Consider the following 18,973-nt stretch of genomic DNA (forward strand, 5'->3'; position numbering starts at 1 on the left):
CGCCCCGACGATCCGGTCCGCGGCGTCGTCCCGCAGGGAGTCCACGAGCCCGCGGAACCCGGGCTTGGCCTTCGCGCGGGTGACGGTGCGGCGGGACACGTTCAGCCGCGCCCCGGCTGCCTCGTCGGTCATCCCGACCGCGAGGAGCGCAGCCAGCTCACGGTCCCGGGCGGTCAGGGGTGCGTCATTCTGAGTCGGCACGCGCCACCCCCGCCCGCCGCTCCCCGTCGGCGCTCGCTCCCGCGGCCACGGCCGCCGTGCCCTTCACCCACCCTTCCCCGTCTGGGTCCGCCGGCAGCCCGTGCTCCTGCCGCAGCTCGTTCACCCGGATGGCGCCGTATCGTGCGAGCTGTTCCAGGTCGGCGCGCTTGCCGTCCGGGTCGCGGGGGCGCGGCGGCTCCACCCACACCACCAGCCCGGGGTCGTCGTGGTGGACCCGGAACCACTTCGTCAGCGTCTGGCCGATCAGCACACACAGCGGCGCCAGCGTGGTAAAGCAGAAGTGCTCATCCGCCACCGTGGCGCTCGCCCGGTTGGCGCCCTCCACCTGCCCGAGAATGATCGGGTTGACCCCGAAGAGCTGCGTGACCCGCTCTTTGGTGATGCCGCTGGACCCGCCGAAGTCCATTTCCGCCGGGCTGTCGGACAGCTTCCTCACGTCCCGGATGAGCGCGTCCAGGATGATCGGCTGCCCGGTGTTCGCGCTTCCCGCGTAGGCTTCCTGGATGCGCTGGGCGAGCGTGTTCCGCTGGTGCCGGGTGAGGAGCGGGCGGCCGTCCGGGTCGCCTACGGCGCCAGCCCCGCCCGCTTCCGGGAGCTGCCCCACGGTGACGAGCGTGCCCCCGAGCACCCCGTTGCGGAACGCCAGGAGCTGCGCCGTCTGGATTTCCCGGTCGGTCTGCACGGCCGCCAGCCCGGCCTTGAGCGGGCTGAGGTTGTCGAACGGGTTGGCCGGGTCCGGGGTGCTGAATCGGATCAGCTCGGTCGCATCCAGGTGGAACTCATCCGCCGAGTGCGCAGGCCGGACGATGAACTTGGACAGCGGGACCGTGGCGTCCGGGTCTTCCGTCACCCACCCGGCCGGCAGATACCAGATGCGCGTCGTGCCGTCCCGCTCCCGGTCGATCCACCAGAACCCTACCCCGGCGAGTCGCAGGCTGGCGATGGTGAGCCCGATGAGGCTGTACGGCACGAGGTACGGGTTGGGGTCGTGGAGCGCGTCCAGGAGCGGGTGCGCGTCCAGTTCCTCGACCGACCCGGCCCGCATCCACGGCGGCGCCGCGGACGCGGCCTTGACCGTGCCGGGGCCGCCGCGCCGGCCTGAACCGCGGCGGGGTGTGCTGGTGACGCGGCCGACCCGGATCGGCTGGCCGGCGATCCGGTCGGCGATGGCGCGGACGCACGCGAACACCCAACCCGTGTTGAACCGGGCGGTGTCCACGTCGTTCCAGGTCGGGCTCATCCCGAACCCGCCAGTCCCCATGTAGGTCGTGAGCGTGGCGGACCGGGGCGCCTTCGGCACCAGTCCGCCCGCCGGGTCCGCCGCGCCGGGTGTGCCCCGCCAGAGGCGGGTGAGCCAATCGAGCATCGCGCCGCCTCTCGGGGGTTCCGGGTGGGGTTACTTCTTCGCCTTCTCCAGCGCGTCCAGCCGCCGCATCAGCTCGCCGATGAGCAGGTCGCGGGCGTCGGGCTGGTTCGGCTGGGACATGGACGAGAGCACCCGCGGCTTGCAGTCGGCCGGCACGGCGTCCGGGAGCGTGCCCGACACCACCCGGGCGTAACCCGCCCGGACGGCCCGGAGCATCCAGCCGAGCCACGTCGGGGCGTGGGCGGTCGGGTACTCCCGGACGGCCGGGGCGAACCCGAGCCGGTCCCCGGTCGCGTGAGCGTCCCCGGTGACGAGTCGGGCCAGGGTCGCCCGGGTGGCGGCGTGCTCCGGGCCGGCGAGCGGCTCCAGGATCGTCCCGCGCGCGGTCCCGTCCGCCGCGGTATCCAGCCGGATGCGCTGCCCGGGGACGCCCTCCGGGAGACCAGGCCATTCACGGTGTGAGACTCACGGATTCCGGCTGACTTTCGCCTGACGGGTCTTCTTCCCCTCGTCGAGCAACCGGGCCGTGGAAACATGTGGGCTCTTGTCCTTGATCCGTCGGGTCGCCGTCCTCGTCGGCTTCCGGGGCGGCGCTTTCTTGATCCTCCCAAGGTCGACCTTGCCCGCCCACTCGCGGAGGTGGCCGGCCAACTCCGGGCTGGGCATCGGACCGAACGCCTCCCATTCCGACGCGGGCAGGGCGATCATCATCCCCGCGTACACCATCGCCCACTCCAGCGCCAGGTAATACCCCGACACCTCCTCCTGCACCTTCTTCTCACCATGCACCGCCCGCAGGGCCGCCTTCAGTACGGCCAGCACGTTGTACGCGGCCACCGCCACGCAGAACCCGAACAGCGCGGCCCTGGGGTACCCCAGGGTGTTCACCTCACAGTTCAAGGCGACTGTCAACTCGTGGAAGGCCCCCTCGATCTTCCACCGCTTGAGGTAGATCTCGGCCACCTTCTTGGCCGGCACCTTCGCCGGCAGGTTGGTCAGGATCTCCACCTCCGCGTCCCCGTCCGCGGTCGGCGCCCGCAGCCGCACCCGCACCTGCCGCAGGCGCACCAACCGCGCCCCACCCCAGCAGACCCAGACCCGCCGCTCGCCCACCCAGCCCCGGTCCGTCGCGACCTCGGCCCCGTACCCGGCTTCGGCCTCGACGCTCAGGTTCCCGTGGCGTCGGATGACGACGTAGGCCCGCCGGGCGGCCACCTCACACAGGAACTCCGCCGTGCAGAAGTTGCGGTCCGCGACCCACACGTCCCGCTCCCGCACCAGCGGCACAATCTGGTCGATCAGCGCCCGCTCCTGGGTGTGGGCGTCCTCGCACGGGACGATGTCGGTGACCAGCATCAGGGCCGGGTCGAGCACGACCAAACTCTGCCCGGGCAAGGGGCCGGCGGTGTGCCCCCGGGTGACGCCCAGCCGCCGCTGGGTGGCGGCCAGGTGGTTGCCGTCGAGGACCCGCACCCGGTAGCCCGGCAGCAGGCTCTTGCACCCCCCGCCCAGCGCGGTGATCAGCCCCTCGCACCGGCCCGACACGTGCGCGACCAGCCCCGCGGACACGCCCGTCTCGATGTTCCGGAGCTTGTCGTAGACGCACTTGAGGGTGACCGGGACGCGGTCCCGCAGGTGCCGGTAGGCGGCCTGGACGTGGAGGGCCTTGCCGCCGACCACCAGGGTCATCAGATCGACCGTCGTGGAGAACAGCAACTCCCGGGTGTACCCGCGCTCGGCGGTCCGGTCGAACAGCGCGTCGAGGGCCGAGGCCGAGAGGGCGTGCTCGATGGTCGCCCGGGACATCACGCTGAGCGGGCTCTCCTCTAGGAACCGCTCGAAGACCCCACCGAACAGCATGGGCGCGCCCTCTCCCTGGCTTGGCCAAGTCCCTGCCAGCGGACGGCTTACGACCGGGATGCGTCACCGTGAATGGCCTGCCTCCGGGAGACGCATGGCAAGCCCGCCGGCCGCCTCCAGCTTGACCCGCGACGGCTGGAACCGCCCGCGGACCCGCTCCCGGATCGGCTCGAACAGCAGGTCCGCGTTCGTCGGCGTGTCCACTTCGATTTCGACGGCCATGAGCGTGTTCCTGTGGGTGGGGGTGGGGCGGGCGCCTCAACGAATTGAGGCGCCCGCGGCGGGGTCAGTTTTGCAGATCGGTCATCACCGCGAAGGCGTTGGTGTCGATCGGCCGCCCGCCGAACCGCGCCCGGATGCCGACGAGGGACGTGTTGGACAGGGCGAGCGTCCGGCCGCCGGACTCGCGGACGATTTCCATGCCGAGCCGCTGGTACATGCGGTAGCGCTTGAGGCAGCCGAACGCGAGCCGGGTGTTCGGCAGGTCGTTGGCGACCCGGAACTTGTACTCGAAGAGCTGGTAACGCTGGGTGTCGTCGGTCCCCATCATCCCCTGCCCGAACACCCGCCGCTCGTCGCCGGGGCCGACCGGGAGGCCGCGGAACCGGCTGTAGGCCACGTCCGACCCGATGAAGCACGGCCCCCAATCCTGCTGGCGGTACTGGACCGGGATGGAGAAGATGAGCGATTCCGCGTCGCTCACCGTGACCGGCCCGCCGGTCCCGTTATCGCTGTTGACCGCGGCGACACCGGACGCGAGCGTGATGCCGAGCGGCTCGTTGTACCCGTTGCCCACGGCGATGACCCGATCCAGCTCGGACTTGAGCCGCTCGCCGAACAGCTCGACCACGGCCGTGCCGATGTTCACGGGCGAGTCGGCCAGCAGGTCGTTCGACAGCTCGATGAAGCCCTGGACGTTCTGGACGGCGGTGTCCAGCGGCGAGACCAGCGACGCGGTGTTGAACGGGGCGACGGCCGTGCCCGGCCCGGTCCCCCACGACACCGAGAGATTCTCCATCACCGGCACCTGGACGCGGCGGCCGGTGATGGGCTTCACGTCGATGAACGGGAAGAGCTGGCCGCTCAGTAAGGGGCGCGTGATGACCGCGGTGTCGAGTACGACCGGGTTGAGGTAGATGCCGCCGCTGATCGTGTCGTCCAGCAGCGCCTTGACGCGGTGGGCGGGAACGTAGTCACCGGGCGACCCGCCGCCGTAGTAGTCCCCGTTCGGAAGCGAGCCGACCCACTTGTCCTTCGTCACGCTCTCGGCCAGGAGCGCCCGCTCCCAGTCACTGAGCTCGACGGCGACGCCCTGGCGGCGAAGCTGCGACTTGAAGTAGACGCCGATCAGCGCGTTGTCGTACTCGCTGGGGCGCTCCACAGGCGAACAGCCGAACATGAGCGGGTTGCCGTCGGGCCGCTTCACGTCGTACCGCTTCTGGCTCAGCCGCGCGCCGGCGTCCTTGACGCGGGCGGCGCCGGCCAGCTTCGCGGCCTTGCTGTCCGGGGCGAGCCCGGACGGGGTGTTGCTCTTGAGCTTCGTCGTCATCGCGGTTGCCCTCGTGTGGGTGGGGTTCGGGAGGATGGCGGCGGCCACGGCAGGCGTGAAGCCGCTCACGTCAGGGAGCACGGCACCGAGAACGGTCAGTTGGTGGATCGCCGTGGCGGCGCCCGGCACCCCGTCGGCCGCCGCGGCTCGGAGCGCCAAGTAGGCGTCCCCGAAGTCCGGGCGGACCGGCACGTTTCGTAGCGCGGGGGCGCCCTTCCGCACCCGCATCCGCTTGAGCACTCGCATGGTCCGTTCTCCTCAGCGCGCAGCGGCTCCCGCGGGAGCCTCTCGGTTCCCAAAGGTTCCGCGGCGTGGTGGTGTTGGTCGGTCTCGCGCATCCGGCAGGCGGGCAGGGTCAAGGGCGCGGGCGGTCGAAAGGACTAAGCCCCGCCCACTCCCCGGGTTTCAGCCACCGGCAGCCGTTCACCAGTCGGCGCCGTGACCCCACCCGCCCCGGCGCGCTCAGTCGTCGTCTCGATCCCGGAAGCCGTGGGCGTCGATCCGATGGCGTTCACGCAACATTGGCCGCACTGCCGACAGCGGCACTTGGACACTCCCGTCATCCGTCGGGATCGTGACCCACACGACCCGAACGGGAGGCAATCGCTCGAATTCCAACGGTGCCGTCAGCCGCTCGGCGCTGGGCTTACCGGCCCGCGTCACGATAGCAGCAGTTCCGGCCGGTACGACGTAGCTGGTTGCCATCACTCAGCCTCTGGGTTCGTGTTGTGCTGGCCGCGGCGGGGTGGAATGTCCTGCCCCCTCGGAACCGCCCCTGTGCTGGTGGCAGTGGCGATCGCCTTCCCGGTTGCCGCTGCATCACTTCACCAGCGGCATTCACTTTCATCATCCCGCCGCGGGAACACATCTTGGTTCCCGAAGGCAACCGCGAGCAGTGACTACAGACGCAGTGATCGGTTCTCTCCCCCGCGGCATGTTTAGCGTCCCCCGCATGTGTCTCTGACTCAGAGACCCAGCCGAACCCGGCTGCCTCGGGACGTACCCCGGCCTACCGCCCACTCGTGACGGTGCCCCGCCGTTGATTCGGCTCACGTCGCCACCGGCTCGGGTAGCTGGCCTCTCCGGGCCTGGACCCGATCCTCTTCGGTTCGGACTGGCGCCTCACCCCATCCGTGGGAGCGGGAGGGTATCCCGCCGCGCTTCACCTGTCGCCATGAGTGGGGTGCCATCATTCCCCGGCCGCAGCCGGGTATCGGGTATTGTGCCCGCCCACCTGTGTGCCACCCGAAATCGGGTGCATCTCTGACTCGCGTCAGAGACAAACGCTACTGGTCCCTCGACTCGTCGGCGGACCAGCGGACCGACACCACCGCCATCGGAACTAGCTACCCTCGTAGGGCACATCAATCGCCATTGACGATTGATGCTTCGCTCGCTAAGATGCGAGCACGGGGGATGGGTGATGACACCCTCCGCTTCGACCCGGCCGGTGTGCCATCCCGGCCGGGTTGTTTCATTTCTGCACGCCCCAATTCGTTGAGCCCGTCCAATACTCGTCACGGCCGCCCCGTTCGTGGGTCGGCGGAACGACATTCAGCAGCATCGAGGGCGACCGGCCGTGACCGGGGTCGCTCGTGTGATTCAGCTCGCAGACCGCGGCGGGCGCGGTGCTGCGAAGCAATCGAGCCAGCGCGGCGATGCCGGCCGGGCTCGGGGTCGGTCGGGGTTCAGCGCTTGGCATCGGCAGCGCCCCCCACGGCGGCGCGCCGCATCCGCGCGATCAGGTCGGCGTACAGGTCGCTCAGGCTGACCGCGGTGAGCTGCCGACCCTGCATCATCAGCGCCTCACCGCCTGCCTCACCGGCGGCGCGCACGGCACCCGCGTCGAGCAAATGAGGGCAGAGGTGCGGGGCCGCGACGAGCGCGAACGGCCGATCCTTCACGACCGCTTCCAGTGCTTCGTCAGACGACAGGTTGGCGATACCGCGGATGAACGCGATGGCGTCTTCGTCGCGCACGCCGAGCTGCCGGAGCGGCGCCGCGAGCATGAGCGCGAGCAGATGCCGGGCGGACCACATCAGGCGGCGGGGCCGCCGGTCGCGCCCGCCGATGCGCAGCGGTCGGATACCGGCGGCACGGGCGAAGCCTTTGACCTGAGAGACAGACCAGCCCAAGATTGCGGCAGCGTCAGCGGTCGAGAGCGGAGCCATGCCCGTCCCCTGTGGGGTGATGCGGGTACGGGTCTCCAGTTCAATGGCGCGCGGCAGAGTGGCCGCGCAGCGGTATGTTGGGAGTTATTGTAGGCGGTCGCTAGTGCCGAGTCAAGAGGTGTCAGATCGAGATAATAAAACTTGACACTTGTGAGCGCCTTAGCGATTTGAGGCGCTCGCTGGGGCGGCTCAGACGGCGGCTTCCGCCCGGTCCATCCACGACGGGCGGGCGGGCCGGACCGGCTCGGGCTGGTCTTCGATGGGCTCGGTGCAGCCGGTATCCGCGTCGGGGTTGCTCAGGTGCAAGTCCATCCACCCGTTCGCCAGGAGCGCCCGGAGAGCCGCTTCGTGCTTGCAGTGACCGTGACGGAGGAACCCGCGGCACTCGCACCCGCCGCGGCCGTCGCGGCTCACGGTGGCCGTGTAGCTGTCCGCTTCGGCGTCACTTCCGGGCGTCGTCTTGGCGAACAGGGCGGCGCGACCGCCGCGGCCGTCGCCGCCGGGGAGCTCGACTGCGAGGTATTCGCAGTTGCACCGCCCCGCCGGTGTCTGGATGCAGAGAAGGCCGGTGCCGACCATCCGCCCCGGTGTCCACCGGAGAGCCGCGGGCCGCACTCCCGGGGCGGCCGGGAGAACCTCAGTGAACGTCAGAGCCGCGGCGGGCTGGACGGGGGTCGTCTCGGTCGCGTAACTTGTCATGGCCTGATCCCTCTCACCAGGGGTTGGGAAGTGGCCCGCGGGTGGTTGCCGCCACCCGCGGGCCGCGTCGTCGGCGGATCACCCGCCGACATCCCTATCATGCCATGTGTAGCTACACAAGTCAATACATAACCTCGCAACTTCCCCGCCTTGATTTCAGCTACCCGTGTAGCTACAATGACCCGGCACACACTTGGGGGCATCATGGCGAAGAAGAAGGCGAGGACGGCGGGCGAGGTCGGGGCCACGACGCCGCGCCAGTTCCGGCTGGGTGACGACACCCTGGCGGACCTGGACGCGATTGCCGCCCACTACACGGCGGAACGCCGCAAGAAGCAGTCGCGGGCGGACGCCATCCGCATCGCCGCGGCGATGCTGGCGGACAAGATCAGGAAGCGGGAAGGGGGTGCCCAATGACCACCCCGCGTGTGTGCTCCTACATCCGCATGAGCACGGAGCGGCAAGACGCGAGCCCCGATCGCCAACGGGCCGCCATCGAGAAGTACGCCGCGGGTCGCGGCTACGTCGTCACCCGGGAATACAGCGACCTCGGTGTCTCGGGGTGGAAGGACGATCGACCCGGATTCCGCCAGCTCATAACGGATGCCACGAGCGGCCAGTGGGACGTGATCCTGGTGGACGAGCCCAGCCGCCTCTCCCGCTCCGAGCCGCTGGCGCTCATCGCCCAGACGATCTACCCGCTCCAGCAAGCCGGGGTCAGTGTGGAGGCGGTCAGCACCGGCCCGACGAACTGGAACGACCTTGTGGGGCTCATCCTCACCGTGGTGAACGCGGACAAGTCATCCGCGGAAGTGAAGGCGCTTTCCCGGCGGGTGCTGGGCGGACTCCGGCAGTCCGCGGCGGCGGGTGGGAAGGTGGGGAGTATCCCGAGCGGCTACGTTGCCGTCACCGACCCCGAGACGAAGCAACCCCGGCTCGCGCTCGGTTCGCCGGAAGTCGTGGAGGCGATCCGCTGGGCATTCGAGAACTACGCCGCCGGGCAGGTCGGGCTCACCACCATCGCCGCGAAGCTCGCGGACCGCGGCGTGATGAGCCCGAAGACGGGCAAGCCGTACTCACAGGCCGGGCTCAGTTACATGCTGCGGAACCCGGTATACGCGGGCGATCTGGTGTGGAACCGGAAGACGAGCGGCCGGTTCCATCGGCTCGCCGGAGGCCAGCCGACGGTGAAGACCCAGAAGGGCACGCGGTTCAACGCGCGGGAGGATTGGGTGCTGGTGCGTGACGGTGCCCCGGCCATCGTCTCGCGGGACGTGTTCCAGGCGGTCCAGGAGCGGTTGAAGGGGAACAAGACCTGGACGACCCCGCACCGGGACGGGGGCGACTTCCGACTCACCAAGCTGCTGATATGCGGGCGGTGCGGCTCGTTCCTGTACGGTTCCCACCAGAAGGAGAAGGGCGGGATCGTCTACCGCTGCTCCCGGTACGCCCAGCGGCGGCTCATGGGGTGCGACTCCAACACCGTCCGCGAAAAGCCGCTACTCCAAGCCATTGGCAAGAAGCTCGCCGCGGAGTTCGTCCACCCGGACACCATCGCCATGCTGCGGGCCGAAGTCGCCCGGCAGGAACAGACGCTTCACGACCCGCTCACCCGGGAGACGCTGGCGAAGCGGTTGGCGGACCTGGACGGCCAGATCAGCCGCGGCGAGGAGCGGTTGCTGGAGCTGCCCACAGACGTGCTGGCCGGGGCCGTGGAGGGCGTTCGCAAGCTCAAGGTGGAGCGGGAGGGGGTCAAGGCGGAACTGGTGAGGATCGACGCTCAAGCGCGGCCGACGCTCGACCTGGAGCGGGCCATTGACGAGATCACCGGCCGGATACACCGGCTCGTGGACATCCTCGACACCGGAAGCCCGGCGGACGTGCGAGCCGTGCTCCAGTCGCTCGTCAGCAAGGTGGTGCTACACTTCGACCGGACGCCAGCCAAGCGCGAGGGCGGCCGGACCCGGATCGTGTTCCGCGGCGGCGACATTCACATGATCCGCCCAGACGGCGAACCCGACCTCAACCGGAATGCGGACTCTATAAGCCAGGAACCCCCAACTTCTTGGCCTGGAGGTCCAAGTTCCCCGTCGTCGGCTGGCTCTCCGTGATGCTGCTCCCCTCGCCGACCCAGTACGCGGTGCTCGCCGCCGTGAGCTTCGGGAACTGCACCCGCCCGTTCGGCGGCAGCGCCACCTCGCGCGCGCCGGCGGCGGCGAACACCTCCATGCTGCGCTGCAGGTCGATCAGCTCGCCGAGCATCGGCAGTTGCACGAGCGTGCCGCCGGCGGTGTCGGTGGACGTGCCGAGCGCCTTCGTGCGGAACCCGGTGCGGCGGCACAGCCAGTCGGCCTCCTCGGGGTCGAAGCGGACCGCGTGCGCGGTCATCTTCTGCCGCAGTTCGTTCTGCAACCGCAGCCCCTGCGGCTCGAACGCCGGCAGGTGCGAGCTGGCCAGCGGCACCAGGAACGACTGCTGCCCGTGGTGCGGGGTGAACCCGTACGCGGCGTACAGGTCGCGGAGCTGGTGGTGGGTGTGGATCTCCTCCTTCGCCTGCTCGGGGCCGACGAACCCGAGGGCGAAGGCGGCGGCCTTCAGCACCGAGTAGCCGGCCGAGTCCTGGCCGACGGGGCCGGACGTGGTCCACGGCACCCGCCGCTCGACGCGGGCGGCCCGGTCGAGGGCGCTCTGGGCCTGCTGCTCGATGAACGTCACCAGCTCGTCGCGGCTCTGGAAGCGGTCGGCCGCCGGGGCCGGGGTGTCGATCGTCGTCGCGGACATGGGAACTCCTTGTGGGAGACAGGGGACAGGGAACGAACAACCTCACGAGCCGCGACCGCAAGGGAGCGGCTGCTGAACACGACTTCCGCGAACGCGGTCTGCTTTGGGCATCAGCCGCTCCCTTGCGGTCGCGGCTCGTGAGGTGAATCGCGCGGGGCTCAGGCGAGCGGCGCCACCAGTTCGGCCAGCACGTCGGACGTGCGAAAGAAGCGGCCGCCGCGGTCGTCGGGGATTTGGCCGAGCCAGTGCCGCAGCGACGGGTCGGTCACCCAGCCCTTTTGCAGCGCCACCGTCAGCGCCCCGGGGTTCTCGGGGATCGGCACCGCCGAGTACTCGAGCAAGTCCCACTCCTCGACCCGCAGGCCGGGGGTCGGACCGGCGCCGCGGCGGAAGGCCCGGCGCGGCACGAAGCCGATGCTCCAGCCGCGGAGGACGCCCTGCTCGTACAGGCGGAACACGTCCTCGGCGAACGGCACGCCGCGGGCGAACCGCGTCTCGGCGACGACGCGCCGCGGCTGCACGTCCACCCACTCGGCCGTACCGACCGGCGGGAACTGGGTGCGGTTGTGCGCCCACAACACGACGGGGTTCAGCATGAACTCGTCGAGGTTGCGGAGGCCGTTGGGGAGGATCACGTCGCCGGCCCGGTCGGGCTCGGCGGTGGTGATGACGCTGCGGACGCGCATCTTGCTGGGGTCGATCGACAGCGTGAGCGCCGCCGGGTGGGCGGCGCCGAAGGAGCCGTCGGGGAGCGGCCGGATGCCGGGGTCGGCGCGGATGGCGGTCAGCATGGGAGGCTCCTGATATGGGGGATAGGGCGAGCCGGGAGCGTGAGCGACCGGAGTGGCACGCATCTCGAAATGCGTCGGACTCCGGTCGCTCACGCTCCCGGCTCGCCGAGTTGAAACGGCCGATCGAACCGCGAATCCGGGTACGGCTCGAGCCCGCGGCCGCGGCGGATCTCGTTCACCGTCCGCAGCCCCAACCGCGCGTCCGTCTCGTCGTCCTTGCGGCGCTGGTCGGCGTGGCGCGGCGAGCAGTCGGGGAAGCTCATCGCCACGTCCGGGCCGTAGCGGCGGCCGAGGTCGCGCGTCAGGCACTGGCCGATCAGGTCGAGCTTCGGCTGCACCGCGCCCTCGCAGAACATCACCCGCGCGCCGAACCAGATGTCCGCGCCCAGGCCCATGTTCTCCACCACGCCCGTGATCGGTGCCGGCACCCGGAACACGGCCAGGATTTCGTCGCGGGTCATGCGCGACGAGTTGAGGAAGTCCATCTCCGCGGGCGTCAGCGTCCACGGACTCGCGGCGAGGCCCTGTTCGAGGATCAGCGGCCGGTGCCAGTTGTCGCGGCCGGCGAACTTCGCCTGAATCTTGTCTTCGAGCCGCGCCACCGTCTGGTCGGTGAGGGTCTGTTCGGTCCGCAGCACGACGCCGGGGCGCGGGCCGTTCTGGAACGTCTGCACGCGCGCCCGCAGCAGTTCGGTGTTCGCGTCCACGGCCAGGGCGTTCGCTTGCAGCGGCGACAGGCCGAGGTGCGGGTCGAGCGGGTTCGGGTACTTCAGGTGGATCACCTCGTCCGGGCCGAACGTCTCGGCCGCGGCGCCGGGGGCGGTCACGCGGTACCCCTTCACGAACTCGCGGGCGTCGGGCAGCACCGTCACCCACGGCGTCGGGATGAGCCAGATTTCGCCGGGCGTGCCGAGGCGGGTGTCGCCCACGGACTGCGGCGCGACGTACCAGAAGCAGTTGCCGGTGAGCTCCAGGTACACCACCGTCAGGTACCACAGCTCCCACGGGGTGAGCCACGGGTTCGGGCGGTCGAGCAGCCGTGCGAGTGGGTGCGTGTGCGGCAGCGGCGTCAGCTCGTGGTCGGCCTGGCCGGTGTTGCGGTAGAGCAGCGGCCGGTGCTTCGCCGCCTCCTGCGCGATGGCGTTGACCGCGGCGTACACCCAGGATCGAAAGTTGCGAATTTGCTCGGCGGGGTCGGACTGCCACCACCCGGCGGCGGGGCCGTACGCGGGGGCGAACAGGCCGGCGACTTTGGGCGGGGCCGGCTTCGGCGGCGCCGGGCGGAGCGCCTTGAACAGGCTCGACAGGACGCGCATGAGCGGACCCTCGTGGGGGAGTGTGACGTGCGGATGTGACCGGCGCACCGTCTACGCCGCCCGGGGCTTCCACCCCGGGCTACGCACGGCCGCCGCTCCGCGGCTCAAGACAAGAACCTGGATTTAAGCCCCGGAGGGGCGGACGTTCTTAGCCCGGGGTGGAAACCCCGGGCGGCGTTGGCGTGGCGTCGGGTGCCTTCGGAACGGCTTCCGCGAACGCCTTCCGCGCCTGCGCCACCACCTCGCGCTCGGCGGCGGTCATCCGCCGCAGCGGCGTCGGCGGCGCCACCTTGCGGTAGCCCAGCGCCACCAGCACGCCGAACACCTCGCGCCACGACGGGTAGCGGCGGCCCCACCGCTTCTGGTACGCCGCCACCGCCGCCGCGAACTCCCACTCGGCGGGCGTGAAGTCGCTCCCGGGGTGGTTCTCGGCGTGCTGGCTGAACCCGAGGATCGGCGGCATCGGCTCCCTCCCGGCTCGGCCCCCGAAGGGACCGGGCGGGGGGTCGGGCGCCCTCACGGCCTCACCCCCCGCCCGGCACTCGGGAAGGGCTCCGGACCACCACCCGGGCGGGCAGTGTTATTTTGTACACTACTGGTGATAAGCTCCCGTTCCGGGGCTGTCAAGAAAATCGGGGAGGAGTTTGTCGGATTTTTCGAGAAGGGGTCCGCCGCGAGCGGCGGACGTGAGGCGAGCTCGTCAGCGCGTCAGCAGCAGGTACCCGACGACCGACGACAGCAGCGCCACCAGCATCATCAGCGCGAACGTCGTCCAGTCGATCTTCTTCGCGGCCTGGTCCTCGGCCGGCGGCGCGTCGCGCTTCGGCACCCTCGCCGGCGCCGGCACGTACCGGCCCGACGGCGGCGCCGGGGGCTTCGGGTTCCGGCCCGACGCCTCCGCCGGGTCCACCGTCGGGTCGGAGCTCGGCCGCGGCGTCGGCACCGGCACCGGCCGGCGCGGCGTGCCGGACGGCTTCCCGTCCGGCCCCAGCGCCGCCGGCGCCACCACCAGGTCGCGGAACTCCGGCGCCGACCCCAGGGGCACGAACTGCCCCGTCTTCGACCGGCCCACCAGGATCTGGTTCGGGTCGCCGAGCAGGTAGTTCTTCAGCGCGTCGCGGATACTCGCCGTCGTCCCCTTCACCGTCGTCGGCTGGTTGTTCTCGTCGCGGTAGACCAGGTACCAGTTGTCGGCCGGGGCCGCCGTGGCCGCGGTCCCCTTCACCGGCCCGGACCCGCGGCTCTGGCCGGTCAGGTCCTCGTAGAACTCGCGGCAGCTCGACGGCCGGTTGGCCGGGTCGGCGCTCATGGCCCGGCGGATGGCCCAGTCCACCCGCTCGCTCACCGCCGCGTTCAGCTCCCGCGGCGGCGGGAACTCGTTGCGGATCTTCTTCATCCAGCAGTCGAGCGGGTTCGAGTTGTTGAACGGCACCACGCCGGTGACCATGCAGTACAGCGTGGCCCCGAGGCTGTACACGTCGCCGCGGGCGTCCACCCCCTTGGCGTTGCGGAACTGCTCGGGCGCCATGTAGTGCGGGGTGCCGAGGCCGCGGCCGGTCTTGGTCAGGTTCGTGTCGCCCTCCACGTCCTTCACCAGGCCCATGTCGGTCAGCTTCGCCACGCCGCCCTTGGTGACGAGCACGTTGTCCGGCTTCACGTCGCGGTGGATCAGCCCCTGTTTATGGGCCCGCTGCAACCCGTCGCACACCTGGCCGATCAGCCGCACGGCCTCGTCCTCGGGCATCGCCCCGGCGCGCTCGACCATCTGGCCGATGGACTCGCCGTCGACGAACTCCATGACGAGGAACGGGTTCGGGCCGGTGCCGCAGAACTCGATGGCGCGGACGACGTTGGGGTGCTCCAGGACGCGGGCGGAGGTGAACTCGCGCTCGAACCGCTGCAGGACGACCGGGTTGCGGGTGGTGCCGGGGGAGATGACTTTGACGGCGACGAGCTGGCCGGAGCGGGGGTCGCGGCACTTGTAGACGGTGCCCATGCCGCCCTCGGCGATCTTGCTGACGACCTCGTACAGCCCGAGCGTGAGCGGGTGGTCGGCGGCGGTCGCGTCCGGCGGGGGGGGCATGGAGACGACTCCGTCCGGCGGGCTGGGGCACTACCATCTATAGGTCACGACGAGGCAGTCGGTGAGAGGGATGGGGTCCGCCGCGCGCCGCGCGCCGCCGCGGGCGGCGCGGACGGGAGTCCGCGCCGCACAAGGAGTTGGATTGCGCCGGCGGCGCGGGTATGATGCCGAACGGTGCCGCGCGGCGCAACCCGGAGAACCCCCGCGGCCGACTGATCTCCCGCGGGTTCTCGCGGTTCGGCGCTTGTCCCGGTGTCCGGCGTCCGTCACAATCACGAGGTAGCGGCCCCGCGGCGGGGTCGGCCGTTGCCCGTCCCTGGGAAAAGCCCGTCATGAGCACCCTGGGCAAGGTTCTGTTGGTCCTCAACCTCCTCGTCGGGGGCGGGTTCGCGTACCTCGCCCTCCAGGACTGGCAGGGCCGGCAGACCATCACCGCCGCCGGCCTCCGCCACAACGTCCTCCTCAACGGCCTCCCGCTCGGGGGATCGAAGGACGACCCGGAGACGATGCCGACCGACGCCGAGGCGGAGATCCCGTTCGTCGTCACCGGCCCCGGCGGCAAGCCGACCAGCACGGTCAGCGCGGCCCTGCTGAAGGACTACTTCAAGGCCGCCGGCGGGGGCGCCGCCCCCGGGGGGCTGCCGCTCGCCGGCGCCGACGCCGTGCCGAACCAGCTCGCCGAGGTGCGGCGGGTGTACGGCCTGGTGAAGGCCCAGGTCGAGGCGCAGCCCGCCGTCGCGTTCGAGTTGCTGAAGCTCCAGGCCGAGACGCTCGACGAGCGGCAGCAGTTCCAGGCGCTGAACGCGGCCAACAAGACCGACGAGCTCCGCGACCGGCTGTACGCCCGGTTCGACCGCGTGCTCAAGGCGCCGGACGCCAAGCCCGACACGTCCGCCATCGACGCCCCGGCCGACGCCGAGGACGCGAAGAAGACGGAGGAGCGGCTCGACAAGGCCGGCGTCCTCCGCGAGGGCCCGACGAAGGACGAGGGCGAGCGCCGCGCCCGGCTGGCGCACCTGCTGGCCCACCTCGACCAGTCGGCCGCGTGGCAGAAGCGGGTGCTGATGGTGGTCGGCGCCCGCCGCTACGCCCGCACCGTGGCCGCGCAGGCCGTCCGCCTCGGCGAGATGGTGACCCGCGTGCAGCACCTCACCGCCGACGACCAGAACACGTTCGTCGGCGAGTACTCCACCCTGCGGCGGCTCGCGATCGACCGGACGCAGCGGCTCCGCGACGTGACCGACCAGGAGGTGCGGATGGCGGCCGAGGAGAGCCGCAACGCCGACGCCGTGAAGGCGCTGGAGACGCAGCTGGACGACCCGACGGTCGGCCTGAAGGCCCAGCTGACGCAGGTGAAGGCCGACGTGTCGAAGATGCTGGCGCAGCAGAACCTGACCGAGCAGGAGCTGTTCGCCATCCAGCGGCAGGTGGCCCAGACGCTCGACGAGATCTACCGGATGGAAGCGGCCCTGACGAACGTCGAGCGGCAGCGGTACTCGAACAAGAAGTGACCGGCGGCGGTTCGGACCGACGGGCGGGCGGGCACGAGGCACCACGATGACGGCGATCGCCAAGACACTGGTGTTCCTCACCCTGGTCGCGGGGGTCGGGGCGGTCGTGTTCGCCACGGCCGTCTACACCCAGCGGCCCGGCTGGTTCGGCGACGACGTGCCCGAGGGCGCCGTCCCGCGCGGCCACGTCGTCATGAACTTCAAGACCCTGGCCCGCGAGACGGACACCCAGGGGAAGGTGGCCGGCGCCGCCTCCGCCCTGTGGGGCCAGCGGCTCAAGGCGCTGCAGGACGCCGAAGACCTGCGCAAGAGCCGCAAGGCCGAGTACGTCAAGCTGCTGGCCGCGGCGCGGACGGCCCCGAACGGGTTCGCCGAGCTGGCCGAGGACCCGGCCACGGGGCTGCTGAACGTGACGACGCCGGGCAAGGCGGTGATCGGGCCGGACGGCAAGAACCTGGCCGGGGCCGACACGCTGGAGGCGCAGATCGCCAAGTCCATCGACCGGATGACGACCGACCTGACGCCGAAGATCGTGAAGCACCTGGTGGACGTCAAGCGGCTGCAGGGCGAGATCTCGGACGTGCAGGCGAAGCTGACCCGGCAGCGGACGATCCGCGAGGACCTGCAGAATGAGGCGGCGTACCTGGGGGCGGCCCGGGTGAACGTGGCCGAGCAGCAGGGGACCGCCGAGCGGCGGCTCAAGCAGCTCGACCTCCGGCTGAAGACGTTCGGGCCGCAGAACTGAGACACGGGGCGGCGTTCCATCCACATCGGCACGTTGCGGGGGGTCGGGCGATGAGCTGGCTAGGCAAGATTCTCGCCGTGCTGGTGCTGCTCCTGGCGCTGGTCTGGATGTGGTTCACCGTCACCGTGTTCGCCGCGCGGACCAACTGGAAGACGCAGGCCGAGGCGTTCAAGAAGGGCCGCGAGGAGGCCGTCGCCGCCCGCGACAGCGAGTACCGCACGTACCTCGCCGAGAAGGACGCGCTGCTGCGGCAGCTGAAGTCCGAGCAGGCGCAGGTGGCCAAGCTGACCACCGACGTGACGCAGCTGGCCGCCGACGTGGCCAAGAACGGCGAGCAGATCAAGGTGCTCAACGACGCCACCGGCAAGCGCGACGCCACCATCACCGACCTGCAGGCCAGCCTCGCCGCCGAGACCAGCCGGGCCGACACGCAGACCAAGCGCGTCAACACGCTGGAGACGGAGAAGGTGGACGACACGATCAAGCGCGAGCAGGCGGTCAAGGACAAGCAGGCGGCCGAGACGGTCGCCCGGCAGGCGACGCAGGACAAGCTGACCGCCGAGAAGAAGCTGGAAGAGGTGTCGAACCTGCTGGCCGACGCCAAGGCGCAGGGCTTCACCGGGGCCGGCGGGTCGGGCGGCGCGAGCCTGTTCGCCAACCGCCCGGTGCCGATCCGCGAGGGCACCCGCGGCACCATCGAGACGTACCGCGACGGGTCGATCCAGTTCACCCTCGGCATCGACCACGGGGTGACGGACGGGGCCACGCTCGACGTGTTCCGCACCGGCGCCGACACCCGCTACCTGGGGACGGTGGTGGTGGACCGGGCGCGGCCGCAGTCGTCGGTGGGCACGTTCCGCCCGGCCGACCCGCGGCGGCCGCTGCGGTCGCTCCGCCCCGAGGAGCTGCCGAAGGCCGGCGACCGCATCGGCCGCATCGGCAGCGGCCCCACCCCGTAACTCCGCACACCGCCGCACTGGGGACGTGACATGGCCAAGAAGTCGTCGAAGGCCCCCGAGAAGAAGCCGAAGCCGGCGCGCCGCACCGAGCCGGTGTACACGGTGATGACGTTCGTCACGTTCGTGGCGATCGCCGCCGGGTGCGCGCTGCTGTTCCTCGACTACGACGAGTACGGCAAGACGCAGCCGACGAAGGAGACCGTGCCGGCGCTGCCGAAGCTCGGCGACGCGCCCGCCGGCGGCGGTGCGGCGCAGACCCCGAAGGGCGGCGGCGCGGCCACCGACGGGATGTAGCAATCAGTTCCGTTGCCGCTTGCGGCTTCGCGTTGCCCGACGCGAAGCCGCAAGCGGATTTTCGTTCACGTCTTCACCACCCATTCCGCTCGCGCACCCAGCGCACCTGCGCCGCGTGGTGCCGGCCGTGCCAGGCGTACTGCGCCAGCGCCTCGTCCAACCGCACCGTGCTGTTGCTCTCGGGGTGGAAGAACGTCCGCGCGAAGTCGGCGTCGGTCATCGTGTCGAGCAGCAGCGCCCAGCGGGCGTGGACCGCCTCCAGCAGCGCCAGCGGCGCCGCCACGTCGCCGCGGGAGTCGGGGAGCGCGGCCCAGCGCGTCTCGTCGTAGGGCTTGATCGTGGGCACGTCCTCGGTCAGCGCCAGCTTGAACCGGACGTAGCAGTTCACGTGGCTGTCGGCGACGTGGTGGACGATCTGGCGGACGGTCCAGTTGCGATATTTGGTGTCGAGCTGTTCGGCGCTGAGGCCGGCGGTCGCGGTGCGGAAGGCGGCCGGCGCGGCGACGATCTCAGCGACGAGTTCGGCGCGCCGGGCCGCCGCGAGCGGCCCCTCCGCGACGAAGGGGCCGGCGGGCCACTGGGGCGGGTGCATCGGGGCTCCAGTTCCGCCGCTTGCGGCTTCGCGC

General features: G+C 70.8%; 19 protein-coding genes. 6 read left to right on the forward strand and 13 right to left on the reverse strand.

The features are described from left to right. Positions 1-184: 184 nt before the first annotated feature. The 7 genes from ETAA1_RS29715 to ETAA1_RS29740 form a co-directional block, all read right to left on the reverse strand. Complete coding sequence (locus ETAA1_RS29715) at positions 185-1,588, reverse strand: phage portal protein (protein ID WP_145244230.1); 1,404 nt, start codon at positions 1,586-1,588, stop codon at positions 185-187. A gap of 30 nt (positions 1,589-1,618) precedes the next feature. Next, positions 1,619-1,804 carry a hypothetical protein gene (locus tag ETAA1_RS29720; protein WP_145244231.1) on the reverse strand — a complete coding sequence of 62 codons (186 nt, stop codon included), beginning with the start codon at positions 1,802-1,804 and terminating at the stop codon, positions 1,619-1,621. Positions 1,805-2,053: 249 nt separating this feature from the next. After that, positions 2,054-3,448, reverse strand: a complete 1,395-nt coding sequence (locus ETAA1_RS29725; protein WP_145233609.1) for a transposase — start codon at positions 3,446-3,448, stop codon at positions 2,054-2,056. Positions 3,449-3,511: 63 nt separating this feature from the next. After that, a complete protein-coding gene (locus ETAA1_RS32555; protein WP_202920510.1) occupies positions 3,512-3,670 on the reverse strand; it encodes a hypothetical protein in 159 nt (52 codons plus the stop codon). Between the two features lie 64 nt (positions 3,671-3,734). After that, entirely contained in the window at positions 3,735-5,243 is a 1,509-nt protein-coding gene (locus tag ETAA1_RS29730; protein ID WP_145244232.1) for a phage major capsid protein, read from the reverse strand. A 1,442-nt stretch (positions 5,244-6,685) separates the two neighbouring features. Then, the gene (locus tag ETAA1_RS29735; RefSeq protein WP_145244233.1) at positions 6,686-7,168 is read right to left on the reverse strand and encodes a hypothetical protein; all 483 of its coding nucleotides are present in this window, start codon (positions 7,166-7,168) and stop codon (positions 6,686-6,688) included. A 189-nt stretch (positions 7,169-7,357) separates the two neighbouring features. Further along, the gene (locus tag ETAA1_RS29740) at positions 7,358-7,867 is read right to left on the reverse strand and encodes a hypothetical protein (RefSeq protein WP_145244234.1); all 510 of its coding nucleotides are present in this window, start codon (positions 7,865-7,867) and stop codon (positions 7,358-7,360) included. Positions 7,868-8,071: 204 nt separating this feature from the next. Between ETAA1_RS29740 and ETAA1_RS29745 the strand changes: the two genes are divergently transcribed. Together ETAA1_RS29745 and ETAA1_RS29750 are read left to right on the forward strand one after the other, a co-directional pair. Beyond that, positions 8,072-8,284, forward strand: coding sequence for a hypothetical protein (locus tag ETAA1_RS29745; protein ID WP_202920511.1), 213 nt, complete (start codon positions 8,072-8,074; stop codon positions 8,282-8,284). Beyond that, a complete protein-coding gene (locus ETAA1_RS29750; RefSeq protein ID WP_145244236.1) occupies positions 8,281-9,978 on the forward strand; it encodes a recombinase family protein in 1,698 nt (565 codons plus the stop codon). The genes ETAA1_RS29745 and ETAA1_RS29750 overlap by 4 nt, the downstream gene beginning before the upstream one ends. Here ETAA1_RS29750 and ETAA1_RS29755 read toward each other — a convergent pair. From ETAA1_RS29755 to ETAA1_RS33645, 5 genes are all read right to left on the reverse strand, one after another. Then, the gene (locus tag ETAA1_RS29755) at positions 9,908-10,648 is read right to left on the reverse strand and encodes a phage major capsid protein (RefSeq protein WP_145244237.1); all 741 of its coding nucleotides are present in this window, start codon (positions 10,646-10,648) and stop codon (positions 9,908-9,910) included. The genes ETAA1_RS29750 and ETAA1_RS29755 overlap by 71 nt on opposite strands. Positions 10,649-10,806: 158 nt before the next feature. Beyond that, positions 10,807-11,439, reverse strand: coding sequence for an HK97 family phage prohead protease (locus tag ETAA1_RS29760; protein WP_145244238.1), 633 nt, complete (start codon positions 11,437-11,439; stop codon positions 10,807-10,809). Between the two features lie 89 nt (positions 11,440-11,528). Continuing rightward, a complete protein-coding gene (locus ETAA1_RS29765) occupies positions 11,529-12,755 on the reverse strand; it encodes a phage portal protein (RefSeq protein ID WP_145244239.1) in 1,227 nt (408 codons plus the stop codon). 148 nt (positions 12,756-12,903) lie between these two features. Then, entirely contained in the window at positions 12,904-13,218 is a 315-nt protein-coding gene (locus ETAA1_RS29770) for a hypothetical protein (RefSeq protein WP_145244240.1), read from the reverse strand. Between the two features lie 237 nt (positions 13,219-13,455). After that, the gene (locus ETAA1_RS33645) at positions 13,456-14,838 is read right to left on the reverse strand and encodes a serine/threonine protein kinase (RefSeq protein WP_145244241.1); all 1,383 of its coding nucleotides are present in this window, start codon (positions 14,836-14,838) and stop codon (positions 13,456-13,458) included. A 332-nt stretch (positions 14,839-15,170) separates the two neighbouring features. Between ETAA1_RS33645 and ETAA1_RS29780 the strand changes: the two genes are divergently transcribed. From ETAA1_RS29780 to ETAA1_RS29795, 4 genes are read left to right on the forward strand one after another with little or no spacing between them, the layout of a single operon-like run. Further along, positions 15,171-16,349: a hypothetical protein gene (locus ETAA1_RS29780; protein ID WP_145244242.1), complete on the forward strand. Its 1,179-nt coding sequence runs from the start codon at positions 15,171-15,173 to the stop codon at positions 16,347-16,349. Between the two features lie 46 nt (positions 16,350-16,395). Further along, entirely contained in the window at positions 16,396-17,094 is a 699-nt protein-coding gene (locus ETAA1_RS29785) for a hypothetical protein (RefSeq protein WP_145244243.1), read from the forward strand. Between the two features lie 50 nt (positions 17,095-17,144). After that, complete coding sequence (locus ETAA1_RS29790; protein ID WP_145244244.1) at positions 17,145-18,053, forward strand: hypothetical protein; 909 nt, start codon at positions 17,145-17,147, stop codon at positions 18,051-18,053. Between the two features lie 30 nt (positions 18,054-18,083). Continuing rightward, positions 18,084-18,347, forward strand: coding sequence for a hypothetical protein (locus ETAA1_RS29795; protein WP_145244245.1), 264 nt, complete (start codon positions 18,084-18,086; stop codon positions 18,345-18,347). 73 nt (positions 18,348-18,420) lie between these two features. On the opposite strand, the gene ETAA1_RS29800 is transcribed toward ETAA1_RS29795, so the two are convergent. After that, positions 18,421-18,939: a YfiT family bacillithiol transferase gene (locus tag ETAA1_RS29800; protein WP_145244246.1), complete on the reverse strand. Its 519-nt coding sequence runs from the start codon at positions 18,937-18,939 to the stop codon at positions 18,421-18,423. Positions 18,940-18,973 lie beyond the last annotated feature (34 nt).

It is taken from the genome of Urbifossiella limnaea, from assembly GCF_007747215.1.
GTDB lineage: Bacteria > Planctomycetota > Planctomycetia > Gemmatales > Gemmataceae > Urbifossiella > Urbifossiella limnaea.